This window comes from [Mycobacterium] stephanolepidis, from assembly GCF_002356335.1.
In the GTDB taxonomy this organism is placed as follows: domain Bacteria; phylum Actinomycetota; class Actinomycetes; order Mycobacteriales; family Mycobacteriaceae; genus Mycobacterium; species Mycobacterium stephanolepidis.
Window position 1 is genome coordinate 197,013 of record NZ_AP018165.1, and the last position, 22,565, is coordinate 219,577.

The following is a 22,565-nucleotide window of genomic DNA, read 5'->3' on the forward strand; positions in this document are numbered from 1 at the left end:
GCCTAGACGGGCAGCTTGCGGAAAATGGGGCGCGGAACGTGACGCAGCACCGACATCACAAAGCGCCATTGACCGGGCGCCCAGATCAGCTCCTTGCCTGCGGCGGCCGATGCCACCACCAACTCGGCGATCTCTTCCTTGTCGACCGTGAACGGTGCTTCCTTGGCGCCGGTGGCCTTCCAGTGTTCGATCGTCGTAGTGGTGCGAACTTGGCCCGGGCGTACCACCAGTACGCGAACACCGAACTCGCGCAGGGCTTCTCCGAGGCCGAGGTAGAACCCGTCGAGTCCGGCCTTGGTTGAGCCGTAGACGAAGTTCGAGCGGCGGACCCGCTCGCCGGCAACCGATGACATCGCGATGACCTGACCGAAGCCCTGTGCCTTCATCTTCTGGCCGATCAGCACGCCGACGGAGACGGCGGCGGTGTAGTTCACCTGCGCGCTCAGCACCGCCTTGGCCTGATTCTGCCAGAGTTCCTCGGCGTCGCCGAGGACGCCGAAGGCGACGATGGCGACATCCACATCGCCCTGTGCCCAGGCGGATTCGATGAGAGCGGGGTGGCTCGTGGTATCGACGGCATCGAAGTCCAGGTACTCGACGGACTTGGCTCCGGCGGCCTCGATCTGCGCGATAGCGGCCTCGCGCTTGGGTGCGTTGGGCAGGTCGGCCAGGATGACGCGCGCGTGGGCGTTCTTGAGGTAGCGCTCGACGATGGCCAGGCCGATCTCCGAGGTGCCGCCGAGCAGCAGGATGGTCTGGGGGTTACCCGTTGCGTCAATCATTTTGGGGCAGAAGCCTTTCTAGAGCAGCTCGAGGCGGCGGGCCATATCGGAGGCGAACACGCCGTGGGGGTCGGCCTTGCGCCGGGTGGCGATCCACTCGTCGACGCGCGGATACATCTTGTGGAACTTCTCGGCACTCACCCGGGAATCCTTGGCGGTGTAGACCCGGCCACCGAACTCCATGGCACGGTTGTCGAGCTCGTTGAGGAACTCGTTGACGCCGGGCTTGTTGGGGAAGTCCATCGCGACGTTCCAGCCCTTCATCGGGAAGCTCAGTGGCGCTTTGTTTCCCGGGCCGAACAGCTTGAAGACGTTGAGTGCCGAGTACTGGCCCTGGGTCTGGATCCACCGGATGATGCCCTTGAACTCATCGAGTGCGTCGGGCGGCACGAGGAATTGATGTTGCGCGAAACCTGCTGGGCCGTAGGCATATTGCCATCCGGTGGTGATGTCGAGCATGTGATAGAACTGCGTCAGGTTGACGATCTTGCCCTGGTAGTTGCCGCTCATCCGGTAGAACGCCTCGCCGATCGCCATCAGCGATGGCTTGATCATGAAGTTCACCGGGAAGAGGTCGGGAAAGCCGGGGAGTTGCGGCGCACTGAATTTCAGCGGATCCTTGGCCAGCTTCGGGGGCAGCTGATCCAGTTTCGCAAGACTGCCGCGGCTGACGGCCGCCCGGCCCAGCTTCGGTGCCGGATTGATCAGGTCGAACCAGGCACTTGAATAGGTGTACTGGTCCTCACTGCCGTCTTGGTGTACCGCGATGGTCTCGTCCAGGTCCCGGGTGGCGACGCCGTCGGCGATGAAGTAGGCCGTTTCGGTGCGTGTCATCGCGATGCGCGCGCGAACGACGATTCCCGTCAACCCGTTTCCTCCGACGGTGGCCCAGAACAGCTCGCTCTCGGGTCCGTCGGGGGCGATGGTGCGCACCTCGCCATCGGCCATCAGCAGGTCCAGGGATACCACGTGGTTTCCGAAGCTGCCGGCGCTGTGATGGTTCTTGCCGTGGATGTCCGAGCCGATGGCGCCGCCCACGGTGACCTGGCGGGTACCGGGCAGCACCGGCACCCACAGGCCGAAGGGCAGCGCGGCCTTCATCAGCTGATCCAGGCTCACGCCCGCATCGACATCGGCGATGGCGGTCTCGGCGCTGATCGAGTGCACCCTGTTCAGCGGAGTCATGTCGACGACGATCCCGCCACCGTTGCACGCGTGATCGCCGTAGGAGCGGCCCAGGCCGCGCGCGACGATGCCGCGACGTAGGTGCGCGGGGCTGCCGGCGCTGGCATCGGCGACCTGGCGTACCGCTTCGGCGATCACATCGACATCGGGGGTGGAGAGCACGTGCGCGACGGTGGGCGCGGTGCGACCGAACCCGGTCAGTGCGCGCTGGGTCAGCGGAAGGTCTGTAGGCATATCAGTCAAAAAGCGTACTTGAGCCGATCGGAGGGCAGGAGCGAAGCGACCGGCGGACGACTCAGCGCAGCCGGAAAATCACGGCGCGCTGGACGATGAAGTTGATGACAGTCGCGGTGCCCTGAGCGATGACAAAGGCCACGAGCACCGCGGTGGGCGTGTAGCTCAGCAGCCCCAGGAACAGATGGTTGAGGCCCACCTGGACGAAGAAGGTCGTCAGGTACAGCGCCCACACCGCGATCAGCCGGGCGGTGCTGGGCGGCGCCTGGAACGTCCAACGACGGTTGATCAGGTAGGCCGTGGTGGTGCCGGCGATGAAGCCGATGGCCTTGGCGAGGTCGGGCTGCACCCCGGCGACCTTGTAGAGCAGCACATAGAGCCCGAAGTCGACGACGGCCGAAAGCCCGCCGGTGATGACGAAACGGGTCGCTTGAGTGGTCAGCGACAGCGGAGCCTGCTCGGCTGGGACATCTGACACGGGCCAGAGCCTATGCCAGGTGCCTGGCCACGGCGCCAATCAACGGGCCCCGCGCACGACTTTCCGCGCGCGGGTAGGGTCCCAAAGGGTTCTGTAAGAGGATTGCTGGAACATCGATGCGTGAGGGGCAACCATGACGACTCCAGAGCACGGAAGGCACGAGCGGGCCGAAGGCGAAGGACTTGATCCGCTGATCGACCTGTCGCGCGATCCCAACCCGGGAGTCCCCGACCACGCCAAAGACGACGAGTAAGCACTCACACTCGTTGCGGGACGAACGCCTCGATCTCCTTCACCATGAGTTCGGGCTGGTCCTCGCTGACGAAGGTGTAGCTGTCCGGCACCTCGACGAGTTTTGCGTCGGGCAGTAGCTGCACCCATCGTTGTGCATGCGCGAACGGAAAGAATGGCAGCGTGCGCGGCCAGAGCAGCAGCACCGGCTTATCGAAGGTGCGCAGTGTCTCGGCCGCGGCCAGCGTGTCGTGATAGTCGATACCGCGCAGGAACGCCCGCACATCGCGCCGCACGGCCTTGTTCTGCAGCAAGGGCCGGACCCACTCGCCGAGCACATCCTCGGGGATGGAGTGCTTGGCAAGGGTGTTACCGAGAGCGCGTTGGGCGATCTTGAGCCGGAACGGGCGCAACACGAAATCGGTGCCGGGAACGCGTGCCCAGTACTGGAAGATGCGAATCGATATCGGCAGGAAGTTGTCGAACGAGTCGCATGGTGTCAGCACCACGCGGCCGATCCGGTCGCAGCCGTCCGCGAGGAGCAGCTGTGTGATGGCGCCGCCGGTGTCGGTCGCGACAACGGTGACGTTGTCGAGGTCGAGGGACTCGATCAATTCTCGGATCAGCCCTGCCACCGAGCGCGGGTTGAGGTCTGCGCTCGCGTTCATCGGAGTCGTATGCGCACCCAGCGGTAGATCCGGTGCGATGCAGCGAAACCGTTGGCTCAGCGGCTCGGTGACCTTGCGCCACATGGTGCTGGTGACGAACAGCCCGTGCACGAAGACGATCGCGGGACCGTCGCCGTTATCGCGGTAATGGATGGGGCCGGCGGAGGACTCGAAGGTAGGCATGCCCCAACCATGGCGTTGACGTGCTGCCATGACGAGGCACGGCACTGCCAGACGGTGCCACGCGGACGGCTGCGCTAGAGGCCCGCGGCCGCCAGCACACCGCACAGCGCGTCGACGGCCGGTGCGAAGCCATGATCGGCAGGTGTGCCGAAACTGACGACCACCCCGTCCGGATCGGGGATATGCGGGCCGGCCAAGGGGTGCCGCAGCCGCGACAGCCCGGCCAGCGCCACGCCCGCCTCGCCTGCTCGATACAGCACGTCGGGTTCCGCCCCGTCGGGCAGCGTCAGCAGCAGATGCAGTCCGGCCGACAGTCCACGGACTCCGACGTCGTGCTCCGAGAGTCGTGCGACGAGTTGGTCGCGCCGGCGCCGGTATCGGCTGCGCATCCGCCGGATGTGCCGGTCGTAGTGACCGCCCGCAATGAAGTCCGCCATGGTCAGTTGCGAGATGGCGTCGACGTACCACTGCCCGCCTCCGGCAGCCGCCACAGCGGCGTCCACCAGGTCCGGAGGCAGCACCATCCATCCCAGGCGCAGCACCGGGGCCAGGCTTTTACTCGCCGAGCCGAGGTAGACGACGTGATCGGGATCGAGGCTTTGCAGCGCCCCGACGGGCTGCCGGTCATACCGGAACTCGCCGTCGTAATCGTCTTCCAGGACGTAGGAGTCGGTGCGGCGTGCCCAGTCCACCACTGCGGTGCGCCGAGCGGGATGCAGCGGCAGCCCGTGTGGAAAATGGTGGGCCGGGGTGATCATGGCGGCGCGCACGTCGAGGGTGTCAAGGTCGTTGACCACGGCACCCTCCTCGTCGAATCCGATCGGAATGCTGGACCCTCCCGTGGCTTCGATGCAGTCGCGAAAGATGAAGAGCCCGTATGCTTCCAGGGCGATCGGTCGGGTGAGCCCATACATGCGGGTGAGGATCTCCACGGCATGACGGGTGCCCGCGCAGATGACGACCGAATCCGGTGAGGTTCGCACGCCCCGCACCCGGCCCACGTATTCGGCGACGGCCGAACGTAATTCGGGACGTCCGCGTGGGTCACCCGCGCGCAGGGCTTCATGCGGGGCGTTGCTCAGCGCGCGGCGCACGGAGGTGACCCAGTCGCTGCGGGGGAAGGCGGTGACGTCTCCGGAGCCGGGCATGAGGTTATGCGGTGGGGGCGAGCCTGCTCCGCGTGATCGCGGCGGCAACTGGTTCTGCACCCGATTGACCACTCGGGTTCCCGAGCCTTGCCGCGATTCGAGCCATCCTTCGGCGACGAGCTCCGCGTAGGCCTCGGCGACGGTGTTGCGCGCCAGTCCGAGATCGACAGCCAGGGTGCGGGACGGTGGCAGCATCGCACCCACCGTCAGGCGTCCGGACCGGACCGCGTCACGGAGCGCCGTGATCAACACATCGCGTACGCCGCGGGCGCCGGGGGTGATGGCATGACGCAGATCCAGATGCAGGTCATGGCTGAGGGGGCGCGGCTCCGGTATTCCCAAATTGGCCCACGAACTCACGGTTAAATTGAACCATGAGAATGGGTCTTTCTGCTTCTACCGTTAAGGCATGACAAGCACCCTGAATGCCCCAAGAATCCGCATGGACAAGGTCTCCCCCGAGGTGTACGAGGCCATGATGGCGTTGAGCATCGCCTCGGCCAAGGACGTCGAGCCCAGCCTTGCCGAGCTGATCAAGATTCGCGCCTCCCAGCTCAACCACTGTGCGTTCTGTCTCGATATGCACACCCACGACGCCCGCAAGCAGGGTGAGACCGAGCAGCGCATCTACCTGCTGAATGCCTGGGCCGAGGCGGGCGATATCTATACCGAACGGGAGAAGGCGGCGCTGGCCCTCACCGAGGAAGCCACCGTCCTTTCCGCTGGTGAGCACGTGTCCGATGCCACCTACGCACGGGCAGCGGCGGTGTTCACCGAGCGGGAGCTCGGGCAGATCATCGGGATGATCTTGACGATCAACGCCTGGAATCGCATCGCTGTCACTACCCGCAACGCACCTCCGAAGCGCGGCTAGATTTGCCACATTCTTTGCCGTCGGCGTGACAGAAGCGTGATCGTTTCGTAATCTGACCGGGTGATCTCGGCGAGATGGCGTGCGAACGACGGTGGGAAGAGGCCCGCGATGCCGCTCTCTCGCGTCGCGGGCCTCGGCCTGTCACTCGTTGCCGGCGCCGCCGTGATGGGGGTAGTGAGCGAAGTTGGGAAGCCAGACGTCCAGCTTTCACTCAAGCCGGAAGAGAAGGCGATCGTCCTGATCGCCGACCTCCCGCGTGCGCAGCGAGACCGGCGCTATGTCTCGGCCGAGGCGCTGGCCCTGGAGGCCAGGGCTAGGGCCATCAAGCCATGCTCGACGGTGTTGGCAGGTGCACAACCGGCGGTGGCGCAAGCGGGCAACTTCTTGAAGACGATGTTCGGCATCGGTGATATCGGCGGTGCCAGCGGGCGTGGCGGCGGCGGTGACCACGGCCGCGGTCTGGCCCTGGACTTCATGACGAGCTCCAACACCACCGGTACGGCGCTTGCGAACTTCGTGCTTGCCAACCGTGATCGGTTGGGGGTGACGTATGTGATCTGGCAGCAGCGGTACAACGACGGCAATGGCTGGTCGATGATGGAGAACCGCGGCAGTCCGACCGCCAATCACATGGATCACGTGCACGTCTCGTTCCGGGCCGGTGCGAAACCGCCCGCGATCAGCTGCTGAGGTCAGTCGCCCGCGATAGACAGCGCCAAGGGCCCGGGCGCAGATATGTTGAATTCCATGGGTTTCTTGCCATCTCGTAATTCTCTGCGCGGTCTGCGGCAGATTGGTGACGGCCTCGGTACGCTCGATCGAGAAGTGTTCGAAGCGATTGCGGAGTCACCGAGTCCGCTGCTGGACACCGTCATGCCCCGGCTCACCCGCGCTGCCGACCATTCCAAACTATGGATCGGGATCGGCGCCGGGCTGGCGATGTTCGGTAAGCCGGCCATGCAGCGCGGCGCCACGCGCGGCCTGCTGACACTGGCGGTGACCAGTGCGGTCACCAACCAGGTGGCCAAGAGGCTGCGGCGGCGCGCCCGTCCCAACCACCTCTCGGTGCCGCTGATGCGGCGCAGCAGGCGCATCCCCACGTCGTCGTCACTGCCCTCGGGCCATTCGGCGAGTGCGGCGGCCTTCGCGGTGGGCGTTGGCCTCGAGAGTCCGCCTGTGGGCTTTGGGCTCTCACTCCTTGCCGGGTTGGTGGGTCTGTCGCGGGTGGCCACCGGTGTCCACTATCCCGGTGATGTGTTCGCCGGATTCGGGATCGGAGCGGGGATAGCGGTGCTGGGTGCACGGGTGGTGCCGCCCATCGTGCCGACGACGGTGCGCGCCGCGGACCCGCTGCGGGCGGTGATGGCCGCGCGGCCCGAGGGCCAGGGCGTGGTGTTGGTGGTGAACCCGGCCTCCGGTGACGGAACCGGGCAGCGGATCCTGGATCAGGTGCGGAAGGCCTTGCCGCGCGCCGAGATCGTCGAACTCGACAAAGACGATGATGTGATCGAGGTGATGCGCGGCGCGGCGGGCCGGGCCGAGGTGCTCGCGGTGGGTGGCGGTGACGGCACTGTGGCGTGCGCGGCCGGTGTCGCGGCTCAGACCGATACGCCGTTGGCGGTTTTCCCCGGTGGCACGTTCAACCACTTCGCCAAGGACATCGGCTGCGACAGCGTGGCCAAGACGGTCGATGCCATCCGCCACGGGAGCGCCAGCCGCGTCGATCTGGTGTACCTGAACGAGGACCAGGTGGTGATCAACACCGCGAGCATCGGTTCCTATCCGAAGTACGTGCAGATCCGGGAGAAGCTCGAACGCCGGATAGGCAAGCCGCTGGCGAGTGTGTACGCGATGCTGCACATGCTGCGTCGCGATCATCCCGTGCGTATCCGGTTCGATAACAAGACCATTCAGACATCACTGTTCTTCCTGGGTAATTCGGTCTACTTGCCGGCGGGTTTCGCCCCCTCGCTGCGAAGCCGTCTGGATGACGGGTTGATCGACGTGCGCATCTTGGAGACGGGCCGCAGGTTCAGCAGCGTGCGCATCCTCGGCGCGCTGGCGTTCGGGCGTTTGCAGCGCAGCCCGCTCTATCACGAGCTGCAGGTGCCGGAATTCACGTTCACCGCGGTGGATGGTCCGACTGTGATTGCGCATGACGGTGAGGCCGGCGACAAATACCCGGAGGCGCGCTTCAAGGTTCGCTACCGGGCGCTGGCCGTGCTCCGCCCGCTGCCCTGAGACCAGGGCGGCAGTATCAACAGGCAGGCAACGAAGTACGCGTAGCCCAACGCCCACCCGGCCAGCACGTCCGAGGGGTTGTGGACGTTGAGCAGAACTCTGCTGACGCCGATCGCCAGAATCAACACGCCGCCGAGCATCGCGAGCCAGGGACGCAGCGCGGCAACAGCTTTCGGCAGGAACACCGTGAGCAATGCCAGTACACAGACCATCACGCCCAGGGCATGTCCGGACGGGAACGAGGATCCGTACGCATCGACCAACCTGGTCGCCGGGCGCGGACGGCCCGCCAGCAGTTTCGCCGACTCGGTCACCAGCGCGCTGAGCTCCACGGTGATCAGCAGGAACACCGCCGCGCGCCGCTGATGGCGCACCAGCAGCGCGACGATGACGACGGCCCCCGCGATGCGGAACGCACCCGGTCCCAGGGCGGTGGCGAACACGTCCCAGGCGGTGACCCAGTCGGGGTGAGCGATTCCATAGTCGTGTGCGGGGGCCAGCGCCGCGACGTCCAGCCGAGAGACCCAATCCCACTGCTGGGCATAGCCGAGCCAGAGCAGCCCGAAGACGATGAAAGCGGCACCGGCGGACACCAGCAGCCATCGGCGTTCCCGGGTGGTTATCTCTGGCATGACTAGACCCAGTACGGGACCCGGGCGCGGTACTGGCGCATCACCAGGATCGCGACGGTCCAACCGACGACGGTGATGGCGATCGCGATGATCCAGTGGTGGAGCTGCTGATCGAGCCCGAGCAGTGGATCACGGATGATGGCCAGGAAATGCACGAACGGGTTGAGCTGCACCACGGTGGCCAGCTTGCCGACCTTCTCGTTGAGCATGTTCTCGTTCCAGATGATCGGCGTCATGAAGAACAGCAACTGCACCAGGCTGCCCAGCAGCGGGGAGATGTCCCGGTAGCGGGTAGCCAAGATGCCGAAAACCAGTGAGACCCATACGCAATTCAAGGCGATCAATACCAGTGCGGGGATGAAGCTCAGATCGGTGATATGCCAGTGCGGCGGATACACGGCCACGACGACGAAAAAGATGATGATGTTGTGGGCGAACAGCAGCAGCTGTCGCCACACCAGCCGATAGACGTGCACGCTCAGCGGTGTCGGCAACTGTTTGATCAGGCCCTCGTTCGCGACGAAGACGTCCGCCCCCTCCAGAATCGCGGCGTTGAACAGGTTCCAGACGATCAAACCGATGGTCACGTAGGGCAGGTGTTCGGCGAGTGGGATCTTGAACAGCTGCGAGTACAGGATGCCCATCGCCAGGGCCGTCGAGCCGGTGGCGATGGTGATCCAGAACGGTCCCAGCACCGAGCGGCGGTAGCGCTGCTTGATGTCCTGCCAGCCCAGCTGTAACCAGAGTTGCCGGTGTTCGAAGCCTTCGGACAGATCACGCCACGCGCGTTTGAAGGTTCGAGAGTCCGAGGCAAGGTCCTCAATCGTCATGTCGCTCCTGTACTGAGGGAGTCGGGTTGCCGGGTCGTCCGAACTGCTCACGTCGGCCCAAGCGCCGCAACGCAATCCAGTCGCGCAGACCGGCCACGTCGCGGCGCGTGATCAGGAAGTACCACCCGAAGCGCACCCATTCCTGCGGCAGTAACTTGCGCATGCCGGGCTGGGACATCAGGTAGCCGCGGTTGCGGTAGGTGAAGTAGCGCTTGGTGGCATCGTCTGGGTACTGGGTATGCATGCGCCCACCCAGAATCGGTTTGAACTCGGCGGCGCCGCTGGGGTGCAGGTATGTCGTGTCCAGGCAGGTTCCGAACGGTAGACCTGAGCGGACGAGCCGTCGGTGCACGTCCACCTCGTCGCCGCGCACGAACAGACGCAGATCCGGAACGCCCACGGCCTCCAGGGTTTCGGCACGAAACAGTGCGCCGTTGAATAGCGAGGCGATGCCCGGCAACAGGTCTTGATCGGCCTCGGTGCGTAGCTCCTCGACCCGTCGACGCCACACCAGGCCGCGGCGCAACGGAAATGCCAGTCGGCCGGGGTCGTCGATATCGCACACCACCGGTGACACTTCGGCGAGGCGGTGCTTACGGGCGCAGGCCAGCAGTGTCTCGAGAACATCGGTACCGCCCGGGCGGCCGTCGTCGTCGGCAAGCCATACCCAGGCAGTGCCGAGGGTGAGTGCATGCAACATTCCGAGCGCGAATCCGCCGGCACCCCCAAGGTTTCGGCGGGAACCCAGGTACGTGGTCGCGATGGGTTGACCGTCGACAAGGGCCTTGACAGCGGGATCGTTGTCGTTGTCCACCACCACAAGATGGTTCGGCGGGACGGTCTGCGTCGTGACGATCTTCAGTGACTCGGCAAGTTCCGCGATGCGCCGGTAGGTGACGACGACGGCGACAACACCGCCGGCGGAGTCATTCATGGGCGTCTTCGGCCAGGATCTGGGCCACGTGGTCGCCGGCCTCATTGCCTTCGTAGGCGCGGACCACCTCTTCGATGCCGCCGCTCATCTTGATTGTGCCGTGGTCGATCCACATCGCCGTGTTGCACAGTCGGGCCAGAAATTCGTTGGAATGGCTGGCGAAGACCAGCATGCCGGAGCGTTCTACTAACTGCTGCAAACGAATTCGGGCCTTCTTCATGAACTCGGCATCAACCGCACCGATGCCCTCGTCGAGCAGCAGGATCTCCGGGTCGATGCTGGTGACCACGCCCATGGCCAGCCGAACGCGCATACCGGTGGAGTATGTGCGCAGCGGCATGGAGAGGTACTCGCCGAGTTCGGTGAAGTCGGCAATCTCTTCGACCTTGGCCTGCATCTGTTTACGGGTCTGCCCGAGGAACATGCCGCGGATGATGATGTTCTCGTATCCCGAGATCTCGGGGTCCATGCCCACGCCCAGATCGAATACCGGCGCGACGCGCCCCTGGACGTACGAGCTGCCTCGGGTGGGCTCGTAGATTCCCGAAAGAAGCCGCAGCAGAGTCGATTTGCCTGCACCGTTGTGGCCGACGAGCCCGACCCGGTCGCCCTCCTTGAGGGACAGCGTGATGTCTCGCAGCGCCTCGATGACCACGACGTTCGATTCGTTGCGGCCGATGGCACCGCCTGCCTTGCCGAGAAACGCCTTCTTCAGCGAGCGCGATTTGGCGTCGAAAATCGGGAATTCCACCCACGCCTCGTGGGTCTGGATACGGACCATGTTCTCGTGGCCTACAGGTACTGGCCGGTGCCGCTGCCGCCGCCCTGTGCGGGTACGGAAAGACCGGGCGGCAGAACACCTTGACGCATCTGCTGCAGCTGGGCGCGCGCCGCCATCTGCTGGGCGAAGAGCGCCGTCTGGATGCCGTGGAACAGCCCTTCCAGCCAGCCCACCAACTGTGCCTGCGCGATGCGCAGCTCGGCATCGGAAGGAATGCTCTCCTCGTTGAACGGCAGGGCGAGGCGCTCCAGTTCCTCGCGGAGTTCGGGGGCCAACCCGTCTTCCAGCTCGGCTATGGACGCGGCGTGGATCTCGCGCAACCGGGAGCGGCTGGCGTCGTCGAGAGGAGCCGCGCGCACTTCCTCAAGAAGCTGCTTGATCATCGTGCCGATGCGCATCACCTTGGCGGGTTGCTCGACGAGGTCCGTGATGGACGGGTCGTCGTCCACGCTGTCGGCGCCTTTGTCGGCATCGCCGGCGCCCAGAATGATCACCTGGTCGTCGTCATCGTCCTGACCGGGATGGGTCATCTGTCACCTTCCGCCTGTGGTTTCCGATCGCCGACCCATTCGTAGATCTGGGCGGCGCCGTTGTCGTACAACTTTCTCCATGATCGGGATCTGTCCAACGACCTTAGTCCGTCGGGAACCTTGAACCCCTGGACCACGGGAGTACTGGTCATGACGTAGCGGATGTTCAGCGAGTGCACCGCGTCCGTCACGCGCCGATCGGTATCGGCGTCGTCGGCGTAGGCCCAGAAGATGTACCGGTGATAGCCCGGACCCTGCTGCTGCGGGAAGTCATAGTGCGTCCATAGCGGGTGCAGTCCCGCCACCGCGTACATCCAGCCCGAGCCGTCCACGTTTCCGTCCCCGATGGTGGTGTCCTTGGCCCCCGGCAGCGTGGCCAGGTAGGCGAAGGCGTCGAGCTTCTTGGGCCCGACCATCACCCGGTCGTATTTCGCGCCCACGAGGTATTTGTGCGGCAGGAAGTAGTGCCGGGCGGAGAAGCCGCAGACCGCGGCCAACGTGATGGCCGTGGCCACCAGCGCCCATTTTCGGGTGCGCTCTCCCCGCGCCCTCGTCAGCACGGCATACGCCAGCGTGAACAGCCCGATCCCGGCAGCTGGGGCCAGCAGCAGACACACGATGGCCGACAGTCGTCGTGGGTCGCTGTAGAAGGCGTCGGAGAACAGGGCTACCGCGTGGCCGATGAAACCGCCAAAGGGTCTGGAGGAGTGGACAATCGCCACGATCAGCAGTAACCAGACGGCAAGTGGCCAGTACACCCGCTTCACAATCAGTACGACCGCGCCGAGGAGGGCCAGCCAGAGCAGGGCGGACTGCACCGGGTAGTCGGCAAGGTGGCGGGTGTGCTGGGTGAGGGCGTCCAGCAGCGCGCGCTTCTTTCCCCACGGAGTGGCGAACTGGTGTCCGGCGATGATCTCGGACAGCTGGAGCAGGGTGCGTAGTTGCGGGTAGAGCAGCACCAGGGAGACGACACCGGCAATGGCCAACGGCAAGAACCCATTTCCTACTCGGCGTCCGGGTTTTCCCTCCTTGCGGCGGTATCGGGATAGTGGTGCAAGGAGCCACCAGGCGCCCACGAAGACGACCGCCACGATGGCGCCCGAGGTGTGCACCGAGGCGATTCCCACGAATGCCAGGACCGCCACCGGTATGCGGCTGCGGTCGGCGACCACGCTCGTGATGGCGACCACCGCCGGACCCACCAGGGCGAAGGACACCAGGTTCGGGATGGCCGACACGTGGAACTCCACGTAGGGCAGCGCCGTGAACGAGGCCGAGAGTGCGGCGGCGGTGGCGGCGCAACCTGCCTGGAAGGTGCGGTTGGTGCGGCCGCGCAGCATCTGCCAGGCCAGTGCCGCGGCGCTGAGCGGGAAGAGCAGCGACCCGGCCACCGCGTACAGCGTGTAACTCGTCGTGGGAGCCGCACCGGTCAGTTGGCTCAGCACTGCGGCCAGCCCGTGGAAGGCCGACGGGTAGTAGAGAGTCGCGTGCGTCTCGACGTTGCGGAGGTCACCCATCCGGGTCGACGATGCTTGCCCGGTGTCGAGGATGTAGCGGATGGTGTTCCCGTGCCACATCGAGTCCCAGGTACTCGGGACCGATTGCCAGTTGGTCAGTCCGCGCAGGAATGCGTAGAAGATGAGCCCGGACCCGATCGCGATGCCGAACGCGACCGCGATCACTGCCGCACGACTTTGTGACGGGAATTGTTCGGCGTGCTCTTTTGGCCGCAGCCAACGCCACAGCAGCCGCGCGACGACGATCGCGCCGAGGAGCGCAAACCCGGCGGAGACTGAGTTCCACGGTATGCCGATTGAGCCGAAGGTGACGATGCACAGCCCAACTAGCCCATAGGTCAATGCAGGTGCGGTGACGGCGGCCGAATGCGTTGGTAGCCCGAAGGCTCGGCCAATCAGCCAGCCTGGGATGAACAGCAACAGCAGTGCCGTAGCCACCCCGAAAGCGAACGACATTGCTCTAGTATGACTACACGAGACGGCGCCGTTAACCGTCGTCCGTCGGGGCGTGGTGCAACGACGGGTTCAGCGCCGTGACCTGTAGTGAGCATCTAAGGTGTCTGGCATGGCTTATGACGTCGCCCGGGTGCGTGGTTTGCACCCGACGCTCGGCGACGGATGGGTACATTTCGATACCCAAGCCGGGATGCTCATCCCCGATGCGGTTGCTACGACTGTATCCACAGCGTTCCGGGGATCCTTTTCCGACACGCGGGGTCCGCACCCCAGCGCGCGGCGCAGTGCGGCCGTCCTAGAGGCCGCTCGGCACGCTGCCGCCGATCTGGTGGGTGCCGACGCGCGCGGGGTGGTGCTGGGCAGTGACCGCGCCGTTCTGCTCAACTCCCTGGCGGAGGGATCGTCCTCCAAGGCGGGGCTCGGCTATGAGCTGGTGGTGTCCAGACTCGACGAAGAGGCCAATGTGCAGCCGTGGCTGCGTTCGGCCAACCGCTACGGCGCCAAAGTCAAGTGGGCCGAGGTCGACATCGAGTCCGGCGATCTGCCGTCCTGGCAGTGGGAGTCTTTGATTACCAAGCCGACCCGGCTGGTGGCGGTGACGGCTGCGTCTTCGACCCTGGGCACGGTGCCGGATCTGCAGCAGGCCACCAAGCTCGCGCACGCGGTCGGTGGTCTCGTGGTGATGGACTGTTCAAGCCTGGTGCCGTATCGCGCCTTCGATATCGAGGACCTGGACGCCGATGTCGTCGCCTTCAACGCGACGGCATGGGGTGGACCGCCGGTGGGCGCGTTGGTTTTCCGAGATCCTGCGCTGCTGGATTCGATCAGTTCGATCTCGCTCAACCCGTTGGCGAGCGGGCCCGCGCGACTGGAGCTGGGCGGGCATCAGTTTGCGATGCTGGCGGGTCTGGTCGCCAGCGTGGAGTATCTGGCCGGTTTGGACGAGTCCGCGTCGGGCACCCGGCGGGAGCGGCTACTGACGTCCCTGACTTCGGCGGGCGCGTATCTGGATTGGTTGTTCCGGTATCTGGTGAGCGCCCTGCGGACCCTGCCGCGCGTCATGGTCATCGGGGCTCCGGAGGACCGGATTCCCGCGCTCAGCTTCACTGTGATCGGGATTCCCGCGGAGCGGGTGGTGCAGCGACTGGCCGACAACGGGGTGTGTGCGATCGCCAACACCAGCTCGCGGGTGCTCGACGCCATCGGTGTGAACGAGATCGGCGGCGCGATAACGGTTGGGTTGGGGCACTATTCGACGGCCGCCGAGGTCGACCAGCTGGTACGCGCGGTCGCCTCGCTGGGCTGACCTCGCCCCCGGCTCAGAGCGTCAGCAGTACCTTCCCCACGACCTCTCCGCTCTCCAGCAGGCGATGAGCCTCGGCCGCTTGGCTCACCGGGATCTCGGCGCCCACGATCGGCCGGACCTTCCCCGCCTTAACGAGCGGCCACAGGTTCTGGGTGACGGAATCGACGATCGCGGCCTTGCCGGACGGTCCGTCCAGTGGTCGTCCGCGCAGTGTGGTTGCGGTGACGGAGCCGCGTTTGGTGATCAGCTTGGCGATGTTCAGCTCGGCCACCGCGCCGCCTTGCATACCGATGATGACGAGGTGGCCGTCGTTGCCGAGAGCATCGACATTCCGATCCAGGTACTTCGCTCCCATGATGTCCAGGATGAGGTCGACACCGGCACCATCGGTGAAGTTGTGAACTGCCTGTACAAAATCGGTGGCCCGGTAGTTGATTGTCAGATCGGCACCAAGATCACGACAGGCGTCGAGTTTGTCGGGGGTGCCTGCCGTGATCGCAACCCGAACGCCGAGCGCCTTGGCTACCTGAATGGCGTGGGTACCGATTCCGCTCGAGCCACCGTGAATCAGGATGGATTGTCCGGCAGTCATTCTCGCCGTCATCACCAGGTTCGACCACACCGTGCACGCGACCTCGGGCAGCGCCGCCGCGACATTAAGGTTGATGTTTGGGGGAATCGGCAGTACCTGGCCGGCGGGTACTACCACCTTCTCGGCATACCCGCCACCGGACAGCAGGGCACAAACGGATTGTCCTACAGTCCATTCCGAGACATCTGCGCCAACCTGACCGACGGTTCCGGAGCATTCGAGTCCCAAGATATGGCTCGCACCGGGCGGCATGGGATACAGGCCCTGGCGCTGTAGCAGATCCGCACGGTTAACTGCGGCGGCCGTTACATCGATCAGTATTTCGCCTGGTCCCGGAGTTGGGTCGGGAACTTCGGTCCAGCACAGCGCTTCTGGCCCACCCGGCTGGTCAACGGTGATAGCGTGCATAGCATCCAGACTATGCCGAGCTATTGGTGGTCGCCGGGTTATCAGACAGTGCGGGTGGAGGCGCGGTCGGGGCCATGGCTTGGTCGACGGAGGGGGATGGTGCATGAGTACACGTTCGGAGAGCGAGGTCCCGGGACTTGACCTCGCCGAATTTCGTTCGTGGCAAAACTTTTGGATAGCGACTAACCGGTTGTACTTTTTACTGAACCGTAAAATGGTTGCTTCGCATGGTATTTCGTTGACCGACTTCCAAGTGCTTCAGCAATTGTTGCGGTCAGCTAATGGCAGTTGCCGGATGGGGGATATCGCCACCAGTCTGTTGGCCTCGCGTAGCCGGATCACACACCAGGTGCGCCGCCTCGAGGAACAGGGGCTGGTGAAGCGGGGATCGATGCCCCAGGACCGTCGAGCGGTCCTGGCGGCGCTTACCGAGCAGGGCCGAACGCTGGGTGAGGCGGCGATGCGCACGTACTCCGAATGTGTCCGCGAGCACTATCTGACTCGTCTGACCCGGCCACAGCAGGCGGCCATCGCCGAGAGCTTCCGGCGAGTGGGTGAGGGGGCCGAAGAGGCGCTCCACGACACCGAGAGCCGCGGCGGGGAGTAGATCGCTCGGCGGAGCCGCTAGGCTTGCCGACGGTGGCGTGGCAGAGCGGCCTAATGCACTCGCCTTGAAAGCGAGAGACGGCTAACACCGTCCGGGGGTTCAAATCCCTCCGCCACCGCTCTTAACGCCGCAGCTGGACGGTGCGCAGCTGGGGATGTTTCTGGATCCCGGCCCGGCTCGAACGGGCTGCCTCCCTCGCCTGCTGCGTGCGCAGCGGACCGCGGGTACCGGTTGACGCGGTCTAGGGCGGGCGCCGCTGATGTTGCCAGGCGGGCTTCGCGCCAGGCAACAGATTTACGACCGCGGCCGCGTGATGAGTTGTGTGTGTACGGGGGTCGAGCCTGTGGTCAGATCCAGTACCGGGCAGTGTGCGTCCACGGCCTCTTGCAGCTCGCGATACCGCTCGTCGCTATCCGGCCCCGAGACCGTCACGGTGACGCGGATCTGCTGAAAACCGGGCCGAATGCTCTCGTCGAGGCCGAAGAAGCCGCGTATATCGAGATCACCCTCGGCGCTGGCACTGAGTGAATCGACTTGAATCCCTAGTCTTTCCGCCCAGAAGCGGTAGGTCACCACTTGGCAGGACAGCAGCGATGCCAGGTAGTACTCGACGGGGTTGGGCGCGGTGTTCGCTCCGCCGAGACCCGGTGGCTCGTCGACGTGGACGCGGTATTTGCCCAGGGCGATTTCGCTGCCGACCGTGCCCTCTGGTTGGGCGGACGCCTTGAACACCACCGTTGCGGCGGCCGGGTTGTCGGCTACTGCCGCACGGGTCGCATCGGTGATCGCGGTGAGGGATGTTGTCGAGGCAGTCACGCGCGGTGACATTAGTGGGACTGGCGCCGTGACGGGAGGGTTGCGTCCGTGGTGAATCCAACGGTCGAGGACGTAGACCTATTTAAAAGGAGAAGTTTCCTCTAAATTGGAGTCATGGCTGACAGAGAGACACTTCCGCTCGCAGGGCGCAGAGACGAGGACCTTCCCGGCCACTGGCTGTTGGCGCGGCTGGGCAAGCGCGTCCTGCGTCCGGGCGGGCTTGAACTGACCACGCGGCTCTTGGCTGCTGGGAAGGTGACCGATGCCGATGTGGTCGAACTCGGGCCAGGTCTCGGGCGGACCGCGCGTGACATCGTGGCGCTGCGTCCGCGGTCCTATGTCGGTGTCGATGACACCGCGGCGGCCACCCAATCGGTACGCGATGTGGTCGCACCGTGCGGTGGTCGGGTGATCGTCGCGAATGCCGCCAGCACGGGTCTGCCCGACGCCAGCGCCGACGTCGTAGTGGGCGAGGCGATGCTGACGATGCAGAGTGACAAGGCCAAGCGGGCCATCGTCGACGAGGCCTATCGGGTGCTACGGCCGGGTGGGCGGTACGCGATTCACGAGCTCGGGCTCACGCCGGACTCCGTGGACACCGCCACCAAGGAGGACATTCGCCGTGCGCTGGCACGTTCGATCAAGGTCAACGCCCGGCCGCTCACCGTGGCCGAATGGAGTGAGTTGCTCAGGGCCTCGGGATTCGAGGTGGTGAGCACCGACCGGGCGCCGATGGCACTACTCAACCCGCGTCGTGTCATCGCCGACGAGGGCGTGTTCGGAGCCCTGCGGCTGGTGAAAAACGTTCTACTGCATGGAGCGGCGCGCAAGCGAGTACTCGACATGCGCCGTACGTTTCGTGAACACAGCGACGCGCTGACGGCGGTTGCGGTGGTTGGCGTGCGGCCCGAATGACGGGTGACCGCCGAGCGGGCCGGCAGCGCGAGCGGGTGCTCGGGCTGCTGCGGGAGGCAACTCAGCCGGTTGGGGTGCAGCACATTGCCGACAGCCTGGGGATTCACATCACCACGGTGAGGTTTCACCTCAGAACCCTGGAAGAGCAGGGTCATATCGTCCGGCGCAGTGGTGGTGCCGGGCAGAGAGCGGGCAGGCCGAGCCTGGCCTACGCGGTCGCCCCGCGACTGGATTACGCCGATGTCGTGTCACTGTTCGCGGTGCATCTCGGGGGCACCGCGGCCGAGCGCGAATCACGGGCGGCGCTGGTCGGCGCCGACCTTGCACACCGCGTGAATGTCGCACGGCATCGGGCTTCGCTTCCGGCCGTGGATTTGGTGGTGGAAACTCTTGGTGAACTTGGGTTTACAGTGCATTCCACGCTGATGTCCTTTGGGAGCGTCACCGTGCAGATCTGCTCATGCCCACTTGCCGAGATCGCCACGACGGCCCCGGAAGTGGTTCGCGGAATCCAGCGCGGACTCATCCAGGAGGTTCTCGACGTGAACGCCGACGCGGTCGGCGGACAATTTCAGGTCACCGTGTCGCCCGATGCGGGGTACGGGGACTGCACCGTCAGCCTGACTCTGGATCCACAGGTGAAAGGAGATAGTCGTGGATGTTTTCTCGATAACGGCTCTAGGGGATGAGCAGGTCGAAACAGCGCGGAAGGCGCACAGTGGTCGGTCCGCGCACACGGTGCACGGTGGCAGGGACCACGCGCTGAAGCAGGTGCTCTTGGCTCTGGGTGCCGGCCACAAACTTGCCGAACACGAAAACCCGGGCGAGGCAACGTTGTTGGTGCTCAGTGGGCGGGTAGAGCTCGCAACGGCGACCGCGAGGGCAGCGCTGGCCACCGGCGACTACGTGGTCATCCCGCAGGAGCGCCATGACCTCACGGCAGTCGAAGACTCGGCGGTGTTGCTGACTATTATGAGCCACACGAGCTGAGTCCGCCGAGTGCATACCAGGCGCAGAGTATTTCGGTGAGATGCCTGCGTGCGGTATGCGCTCGGCGAACAGAGCCTTACGCCTGGGGTCCGCCGCTTTCGGCCAGCCGCCGCACCGCGTCGATGAAGACGTCGATCTCGTCGAAGGTGTTGTAGAACGCGAACGAGGGCCGCACCGTCTGTTCCAGCCCGAGCCTGCGCAAAATCGGCTGAGCGCAATGATGTCCGGCACGCACCGCGATGCCGTCGGCATTCAGTGCCTTACCGACCTCCACCGGATCATGCCCGTCGAGTACGAACGACAGCACGGACGCCTTGTGATCGGCCGTTCCCACCAACCGCACACCGGGGATGGCGGCCAATTGCGGCGTTGCGTACTCCAATAGCGCGTGCTCGTACTCGGCGATCCGGTCGATGCCGATGCGCTCGACATACCGCAGCGCTTCGCCCAGTCCCACGGCGTCGGCGATGTTTCCGGTGCCCGCCTCGAACTTGTTGGGCGGACCCTGGAATACCGCACGCTCCAGGGTGACATCGGCGATCATGTTGCCGCCACCCTGCCACGGCGGCGTCTCCGCCAGTGCGTCTTCGCTGCCGTAGAGCACGCCGATCCCGTTGGGGCCGTAGATCTTATGGCTAGAGAAGACGAAGAAATCGGCGCCGAGCTCCTGCAGGTTCACCGCGAGGTGCGGCACCGACTGCGCACCGTCGGTGAGCACGCGCGCACCGTAACGGTGTGCGATCTCGACGATCTGCTTGGCGGGCGTAACCGTCCCCAGCGCGTTGGAAACCTGGGTGGCCGCAACCAGTTTGGTGCGCGGACCGACCAGATCCTCGAGCTCGGAGAGCAGCAGGTTGCCTGCGTCGTCCACCGGAGCCACCTTGATGACGGCACCGGTCTTCTTCGCGATCAATTGCCACGGAACGATATTGGCGTGGTGCTCCAGGTGGGTGATGACGATTTCATCCCCGTGTCCCAGGTTCTTACCGCCCCAGGCATGAGCCACCAGGTTGATGGCCTCGGTGGCGCCGCGCACGAAGATGATGTTCTCGTCCGCCTCGGCACCCAGGAACTTGCGGGCCGCGCCGCGCGCGTCCTCGTATGCATCGGTGGCCCGTGCCGCCAATTCGTGTGCCGCACGGTGGATGTTCGAGTTCTCGTGCTGATAGAAGTGCACCAGTCGATCGATCACCGACTGCGGCTTCTGCGTGGTCGCGGCGTTATCGAACCAGATCAGCGGCTTACCGTTGACGGTCTCGGACAGGATCGGGAAGTCCGCCCGAATCGACGCGACATCGAAGGCGCGAGCGTCTTCGTGGATCGGCGCCGCGGCCGGAGCTCCACCCAAGAAGTAGTAATTCGACTCGTCGCCGCCCGTCGGTACCACGGGGTTCGTCCAACCCAGATTTGGCACGGCCGGTGCCTGGGAGTGCGGAGCCACCCGGGGTGACGTGGTGGCGGGACCCACCGAGTTCACCGAGGGGGTGGCGAGCACCCCGGGGATCGTCGGTACCAGCCCCGAGGGGACCGCGAAATCGGCGAGACCGGTTGTCGGATAACCCGTTGCAGCGGTGTGCGCCGCAGAGGTGCCCGATGTCAGGTCACCGCCACCGCCGCGAGGTGCCACCGGTGCCGCTCCGGGAATGCCGTCGGGGGTCGCGGAACTGAACGAGGCTACCGGCGGGGCCACCGTTGCCGTCGACAGGGCGTCGGCAACGGGTGCGGGTGCGTATGGGCCGGCCAACGAGCCCGCTGTGGCTGCCGCGGACGACGCGGCCGTCACGTCCGGGACGTTGCCCCGGGGCGCGACGGGTACCGCCGGTCCCGGGGTGTCGATACCTGGCGCTCCGGTAGGCGTGGCCTCCCAAAACAACTGGGTGGCCAATGCCGACAGCTCCGCCGCAGAGGGGAAGCCCGGTGGGCTGTCGGTTATGGGAATCGCGTCACTTGTAGACATGGAACTTGTCCACCTGCACGTCGTCGAGAACGGCCAGTGCGTCATCAGTCAGCACGGCCAGCGACGAATACAGGGTGACGAGGTACGAGGCGATGGCCGACCGGTTGATTCCGGTGAACCGCACCGACAGTCCCGGTGCCTGCTCGCCGACCAAGCCGGGCTGGAACAGGCCGACAACGCCCTGGCGCTCCTCGCCGGTACGCACCAGCAGGATCTTGGTCTTGGCGTCCTTCACCGGAACCTTGTCCGACGGGATGATCGGGATACCGCGCCAGGTGATGAACTGCGCACCGAACAGGCTCACCACAACCGGCGGCACGCCACGGCGGGTGGCCTCACGGCCGAACGCCGCCACACCCAGCGGATGGGTCAGGAAGAAACCGGGGGTCTTCCACACCTTCGTGATCAGGGCGTCCAGGTCATCCGGTGTGGGAGCACCACCGAGGGTCTTGATGGTCTGCTCGGGTGTTGCCTGAGCCAGCAGGCCGTACTCGGCGTTGTTGATGAGCTCGCTTTCCTGACGTTCCTTGATGGACTCGATGGTCAGGCGCAGCTGCTGGGCGATCTGGTCGTGCGGGCTGGAGTACAGGTCCGAGACCCGGGTGTTGATGTCGAGCAGTGTCGAGATGGTCCGCAGCGTGTACTCGCGTGGGTTGGTCTCGTAGTCGACGTAGGTCTGCGGCAGTGGGGCCTCGTTCTCGCCCTGCTCCTCGCTGTGGATCGCTACCTTGTCGGGGTTGATGACGCGGTTCACCCGGTAAATGCCCGCCTCGACGGGTACCCAGTTCAGCAGATGCAGCAGCCACCGCGGAGTGATCGTCGACAGCTGAGGGACGGTCTTGGTGGCATTGGCTAGCTGCCTTGCGGCGAGATCGCCGAGGGCCTGGGATTCATTCTTGGCAGCGGGCACAGCAGTTTCCTCCTCAGCGAATGGGATCAAGACCTGATGTCTGAAGTCCTAATCGCGATTGGGGCGGCGCATCAGGTAACGAACACCCGTGCGCCAAACTCCGCGCGGCCGGTTTCGCCGACACGCCGCCTCACCGTGAATCCGTCTCGCGTTCGCTCGTCCTATAAGGAGAGGCGCCGGTGGAAAACAAGGCGCGCGGCCGGGGATACGTAGACTGGCTGCATGCAGCACGTCGCACAGTCGCACCGACTCCGGGCGATCAGCGCGCTGCGCGCCGACAGCTTCGGGGCGCGCAGCGTCGCCGTGTGTTGCTGTTGTTGTTGATTCCCTAACCCCGCCCCTGGCACCCGGGATCGCCGT

22 protein-coding genes, 1 tRNA gene and 1 pseudogene are annotated in these 22,565 nt (G+C 65.2%); 9 read left to right on the forward strand and 15 right to left on the reverse strand.

What is annotated here, in order from left to right; translation table 11 throughout:
- Positions 1 to 2 precede the first annotated feature (2 nt).
- From MSTE_RS00965 to pdxR, 5 genes are all read right to left on the reverse strand, one after another.
- Entirely contained in the window at positions 3 to 782 is a 780-nt protein-coding gene (locus MSTE_RS00965) for a decaprenylphospho-beta-D-erythro-pentofuranosid-2-ulose 2-reductase (RefSeq protein ID WP_096498400.1), read from the reverse strand.
- A gap of 18 nt (positions 783 to 800) precedes the next feature.
- Complete coding sequence (locus tag MSTE_RS00970) at positions 801 to 2,201, reverse strand: FAD-binding oxidoreductase (protein WP_096498401.1); 1,401 nt, start codon at positions 2,199 to 2,201, stop codon at positions 801 to 803.
- Between the two features lie 61 nt (positions 2,202 to 2,262).
- Positions 2,263 to 2,679 (reverse strand): GtrA family protein, encoded by a 417-nt coding sequence (locus MSTE_RS00975; protein WP_096498402.1) that lies wholly within the window; start codon positions 2,677 to 2,679, stop codon positions 2,263 to 2,265.
- A gap of 257 nt (positions 2,680 to 2,936) precedes the next feature.
- Positions 2,937 to 3,761 (reverse strand): alpha/beta fold hydrolase, encoded by an 825-nt coding sequence (locus tag MSTE_RS00980; protein WP_096498403.1) that lies wholly within the window; start codon positions 3,759 to 3,761, stop codon positions 2,937 to 2,939.
- 74 nt (positions 3,762 to 3,835) lie between these two features.
- Positions 3,836 to 5,269 (reverse strand): MocR-like pyridoxine biosynthesis transcription factor PdxR, encoded by a 1,434-nt coding sequence (gene pdxR, locus MSTE_RS00985; RefSeq protein ID WP_096498404.1) that lies wholly within the window; start codon positions 5,267 to 5,269, stop codon positions 3,836 to 3,838.
- A 49-nt stretch (positions 5,270 to 5,318) separates the two neighbouring features.
- Here pdxR and MSTE_RS00990 point away from each other — a divergent pair, with 49 nt between their 5' ends.
- The 3 genes from MSTE_RS00990 (at position 5,319) to MSTE_RS01000 (ending at position 8,024) form a co-directional block, all read left to right on the forward strand.
- Positions 5,319 to 5,783, forward strand: coding sequence for a carboxymuconolactone decarboxylase family protein (locus MSTE_RS00990; RefSeq protein ID WP_030096091.1), 465 nt, complete (start codon positions 5,319 to 5,321; stop codon positions 5,781 to 5,783).
- Between the two features lie 108 nt (positions 5,784 to 5,891).
- Positions 5,892 to 6,473 carry a hypothetical protein gene (locus tag MSTE_RS00995; protein WP_046252163.1) on the forward strand — a complete coding sequence of 194 codons (582 nt, stop codon included), beginning with the start codon at positions 5,892 to 5,894 and terminating at the stop codon, positions 6,471 to 6,473.
- 57 nt (positions 6,474 to 6,530) lie between these two features.
- On the forward strand, positions 6,531 to 8,024 hold the full coding sequence (locus MSTE_RS01000) for a bifunctional phosphatase PAP2/diacylglycerol kinase family protein (RefSeq protein WP_096505287.1): 1,494 nt from the start codon (positions 6,531 to 6,533) through the stop codon (positions 8,022 to 8,024).
- On the opposite strand, the pseudogene MSTE_RS01005 reads toward MSTE_RS01000, so the two are convergent.
- The 6 genes and pseudogenes from MSTE_RS01005 to MSTE_RS01030 all read right to left on the reverse strand — a co-directional run bounded on the left by MSTE_RS01005 (position 7,978) and on the right by MSTE_RS01030 (position 13,704).
- A pseudogene (locus MSTE_RS01005) lies at positions 7,978 to 8,656 on the reverse strand (phosphatase PAP2 family protein). The gene MSTE_RS01000 and the pseudogene MSTE_RS01005 sit on opposite strands and share 47 nt — an antisense overlap.
- 2 nt (positions 8,657 to 8,658) lie before the next feature.
- Positions 8,659 to 9,486, reverse strand: coding sequence for a galactan export ABC transporter permease subunit Wzm/RfbD (wzm, locus tag MSTE_RS01010; RefSeq protein ID WP_096498406.1), 828 nt, complete (start codon positions 9,484 to 9,486; stop codon positions 8,659 to 8,661).
- Positions 9,476 to 10,420, reverse strand: coding sequence for a galactofuranosyltransferase GlfT1 (gene glfT1, locus MSTE_RS01015; protein WP_096498407.1), 945 nt, complete (start codon positions 10,418 to 10,420; stop codon positions 9,476 to 9,478). The genes wzm and glfT1 overlap by 11 nt, the downstream gene beginning before the upstream one ends.
- Entirely contained in the window at positions 10,413 to 11,201 is a 789-nt protein-coding gene (gene wzt, locus MSTE_RS01020) for a galactan export ABC transporter ATP-binding subunit Wzt/RfbE (protein WP_070917028.1), read from the reverse strand. The genes glfT1 and wzt overlap by 8 nt, the downstream gene beginning before the upstream one ends.
- Positions 11,202 to 11,212: 11 nt before the next feature.
- Positions 11,213 to 11,731 (reverse strand): bacterial proteasome activator family protein, encoded by a 519-nt coding sequence (locus MSTE_RS01025; RefSeq protein ID WP_096498408.1) that lies wholly within the window; start codon positions 11,729 to 11,731, stop codon positions 11,213 to 11,215.
- Positions 11,728 to 13,704 (reverse strand): DUF6541 family protein, encoded by a 1,977-nt coding sequence (locus tag MSTE_RS01030; protein WP_096498409.1) that lies wholly within the window; start codon positions 13,702 to 13,704, stop codon positions 11,728 to 11,730. The genes MSTE_RS01025 and MSTE_RS01030 overlap by 4 nt, the downstream gene beginning before the upstream one ends.
- 109 nt (positions 13,705 to 13,813) lie before the next feature.
- Between MSTE_RS01030 and MSTE_RS01035 the strand changes: the two genes are divergently transcribed.
- On the forward strand, positions 13,814 to 15,010 hold the full coding sequence (locus tag MSTE_RS01035; RefSeq protein WP_096498410.1) for a cysteine desulfurase-like protein: 1,197 nt from the start codon (positions 13,814 to 13,816) through the stop codon (positions 15,008 to 15,010).
- Between the two features lie 13 nt (positions 15,011 to 15,023).
- Here MSTE_RS01035 and MSTE_RS01040 read toward each other — a convergent pair whose 3' ends face one another.
- Positions 15,024 to 16,010 carry an NAD(P)H-quinone oxidoreductase gene (locus MSTE_RS01040; RefSeq protein ID WP_096498411.1) on the reverse strand — a complete coding sequence of 329 codons (987 nt, stop codon included), beginning with the start codon at positions 16,008 to 16,010 and terminating at the stop codon, positions 15,024 to 15,026.
- Positions 16,011 to 16,248: 238 nt separating this feature from the next.
- On the opposite strand from MSTE_RS01040, the gene MSTE_RS01045 reads away from it, so the two are divergent.
- Both MSTE_RS01045 and MSTE_RS01050 read left to right on the forward strand, forming a co-directional pair.
- Complete coding sequence (locus tag MSTE_RS01045) at positions 16,249 to 16,617, forward strand: MarR family winged helix-turn-helix transcriptional regulator (protein ID WP_234920867.1); 369 nt, start codon at positions 16,249 to 16,251, stop codon at positions 16,615 to 16,617.
- 31 nt (positions 16,618 to 16,648) lie between these two features.
- A tRNA-Ser gene (locus tag MSTE_RS01050) sits at positions 16,649 to 16,735 on the forward strand.
- Between the two features lie 176 nt (positions 16,736 to 16,911).
- On the opposite strand, the gene MSTE_RS01055 is transcribed toward MSTE_RS01050, so the two are convergent.
- Positions 16,912 to 17,433 carry an OsmC family protein gene (locus MSTE_RS01055; RefSeq protein ID WP_096505289.1) on the reverse strand — a complete coding sequence of 174 codons (522 nt, stop codon included), beginning with the start codon at positions 17,431 to 17,433 and terminating at the stop codon, positions 16,912 to 16,914.
- 114 nt (positions 17,434 to 17,547) lie between these two features.
- On the opposite strand from MSTE_RS01055, the gene MSTE_RS01060 reads away from it, so the two are divergent.
- Genes MSTE_RS01060 through MSTE_RS01070 form a run of 3 tightly spaced genes read left to right on the forward strand, consistent with a single transcriptional unit; the run spans position 17,548 to position 19,338 of the window.
- On the forward strand, positions 17,548 to 18,348 hold the full coding sequence (locus tag MSTE_RS01060; RefSeq protein ID WP_096498412.1) for a class I SAM-dependent methyltransferase: 801 nt from the start codon (positions 17,548 to 17,550) through the stop codon (positions 18,346 to 18,348).
- Positions 18,345 to 19,037, forward strand: coding sequence for a helix-turn-helix transcriptional regulator (locus tag MSTE_RS01065; RefSeq protein ID WP_096498413.1), 693 nt, complete (start codon positions 18,345 to 18,347; stop codon positions 19,035 to 19,037). The genes MSTE_RS01060 and MSTE_RS01065 overlap by 4 nt, the downstream gene beginning before the upstream one ends.
- Entirely contained in the window at positions 19,003 to 19,338 is a 336-nt protein-coding gene (locus MSTE_RS01070; protein ID WP_096498414.1) for a cupin domain-containing protein, read from the forward strand. The genes MSTE_RS01065 and MSTE_RS01070 overlap by 35 nt, the downstream gene beginning before the upstream one ends.
- A 76-nt stretch (positions 19,339 to 19,414) precedes the next feature.
- Here the strand turns inward: MSTE_RS01070 and MSTE_RS01075 are convergent, their stop codons facing one another.
- Together MSTE_RS01075 and MSTE_RS01080 are read right to left on the reverse strand one after the other, a co-directional pair.
- Complete coding sequence (locus MSTE_RS01075; RefSeq protein WP_096498415.1) at positions 19,415 to 21,295, reverse strand: family 2A encapsulin nanocompartment cargo protein cysteine desulfurase; 1,881 nt, start codon at positions 21,293 to 21,295, stop codon at positions 19,415 to 19,417.
- Entirely contained in the window at positions 21,282 to 22,205 is a 924-nt protein-coding gene (locus MSTE_RS01080) for a family 2A encapsulin nanocompartment shell protein (RefSeq protein WP_030096076.1), read from the reverse strand. The genes MSTE_RS01075 and MSTE_RS01080 overlap by 14 nt, the downstream gene beginning before the upstream one ends.
- Positions 22,206 to 22,565 lie beyond the last annotated feature (360 nt).

Excerpts from the sequence above, each read along its gene's own strand:
- MSTE_RS00965 (WP_096498400.1), bottom strand. The coding sequence starts at position 782 with ATGATTGACGCAACGGGTAACCCCCAGACCATCCTGCTGCTCGGCGGC.
- MSTE_RS00970 (WP_096498401.1), bottom strand. The coding sequence starts at position 2,201 with ATGCCTACAGACCTTCCGCTGACCCAGCGCGCACTGACCGGGTTCGGT.
- MSTE_RS00980 (WP_096498403.1), bottom strand. The coding sequence starts at position 3,761 with ATGCCTACCTTCGAGTCCTCCGCCGGCCCCATCCATTACCGCGATAAC.
- MSTE_RS00990 (WP_030096091.1), top strand. The coding sequence starts at position 5,319 with ATGACAAGCACCCTGAATGCCCCAAGAATCCGCATGGACAAGGTCTCC.
- MSTE_RS00995 (WP_046252163.1), top strand. The coding sequence starts at position 5,892 with ATGCCGCTCTCTCGCGTCGCGGGCCTCGGCCTGTCACTCGTTGCCGGC.
- MSTE_RS01000 (WP_096505287.1), top strand. The coding sequence starts at position 6,531 with ATGGGTTTCTTGCCATCTCGTAATTCTCTGCGCGGTCTGCGGCAGATT.
- wzm (WP_096498406.1), bottom strand. The coding sequence starts at position 9,486 with ATGACGATTGAGGACCTTGCCTCGGACTCTCGAACCTTCAAACGCGCG.
- glfT1 (WP_096498407.1), bottom strand. The coding sequence starts at position 10,420 with ATGAATGACTCCGCCGGCGGTGTTGTCGCCGTCGTCGTCACCTACCGG.
- wzt (WP_070917028.1), bottom strand. The coding sequence starts at position 11,201 with ATGGTCCGTATCCAGACCCACGAGGCGTGGGTGGAATTCCCGATTTTC.
- MSTE_RS01025 (WP_096498408.1), bottom strand. The coding sequence starts at position 11,731 with ATGACCCATCCCGGTCAGGACGATGACGACGACCAGGTGATCATTCTG.
- MSTE_RS01030 (WP_096498409.1), bottom strand. The coding sequence starts at position 13,704 with ATGTCGTTCGCTTTCGGGGTGGCTACGGCACTGCTGTTGCTGTTCATC.
- MSTE_RS01035 (WP_096498410.1), top strand. The coding sequence starts at position 13,814 with ATGGCTTATGACGTCGCCCGGGTGCGTGGTTTGCACCCGACGCTCGGC.
- MSTE_RS01040 (WP_096498411.1), bottom strand. The coding sequence starts at position 16,010 with ATGCACGCTATCACCGTTGACCAGCCGGGTGGGCCAGAAGCGCTGTGC.
- MSTE_RS01060 (WP_096498412.1), top strand. The coding sequence starts at position 17,548 with ATGGCTGACAGAGAGACACTTCCGCTCGCAGGGCGCAGAGACGAGGAC.
- MSTE_RS01065 (WP_096498413.1), top strand. The coding sequence starts at position 18,345 with ATGACGGGTGACCGCCGAGCGGGCCGGCAGCGCGAGCGGGTGCTCGGG.
- MSTE_RS01075 (WP_096498415.1), bottom strand. The coding sequence starts at position 21,295 with ATGTCTACAAGTGACGCGATTCCCATAACCGACAGCCCACCGGGCTTC.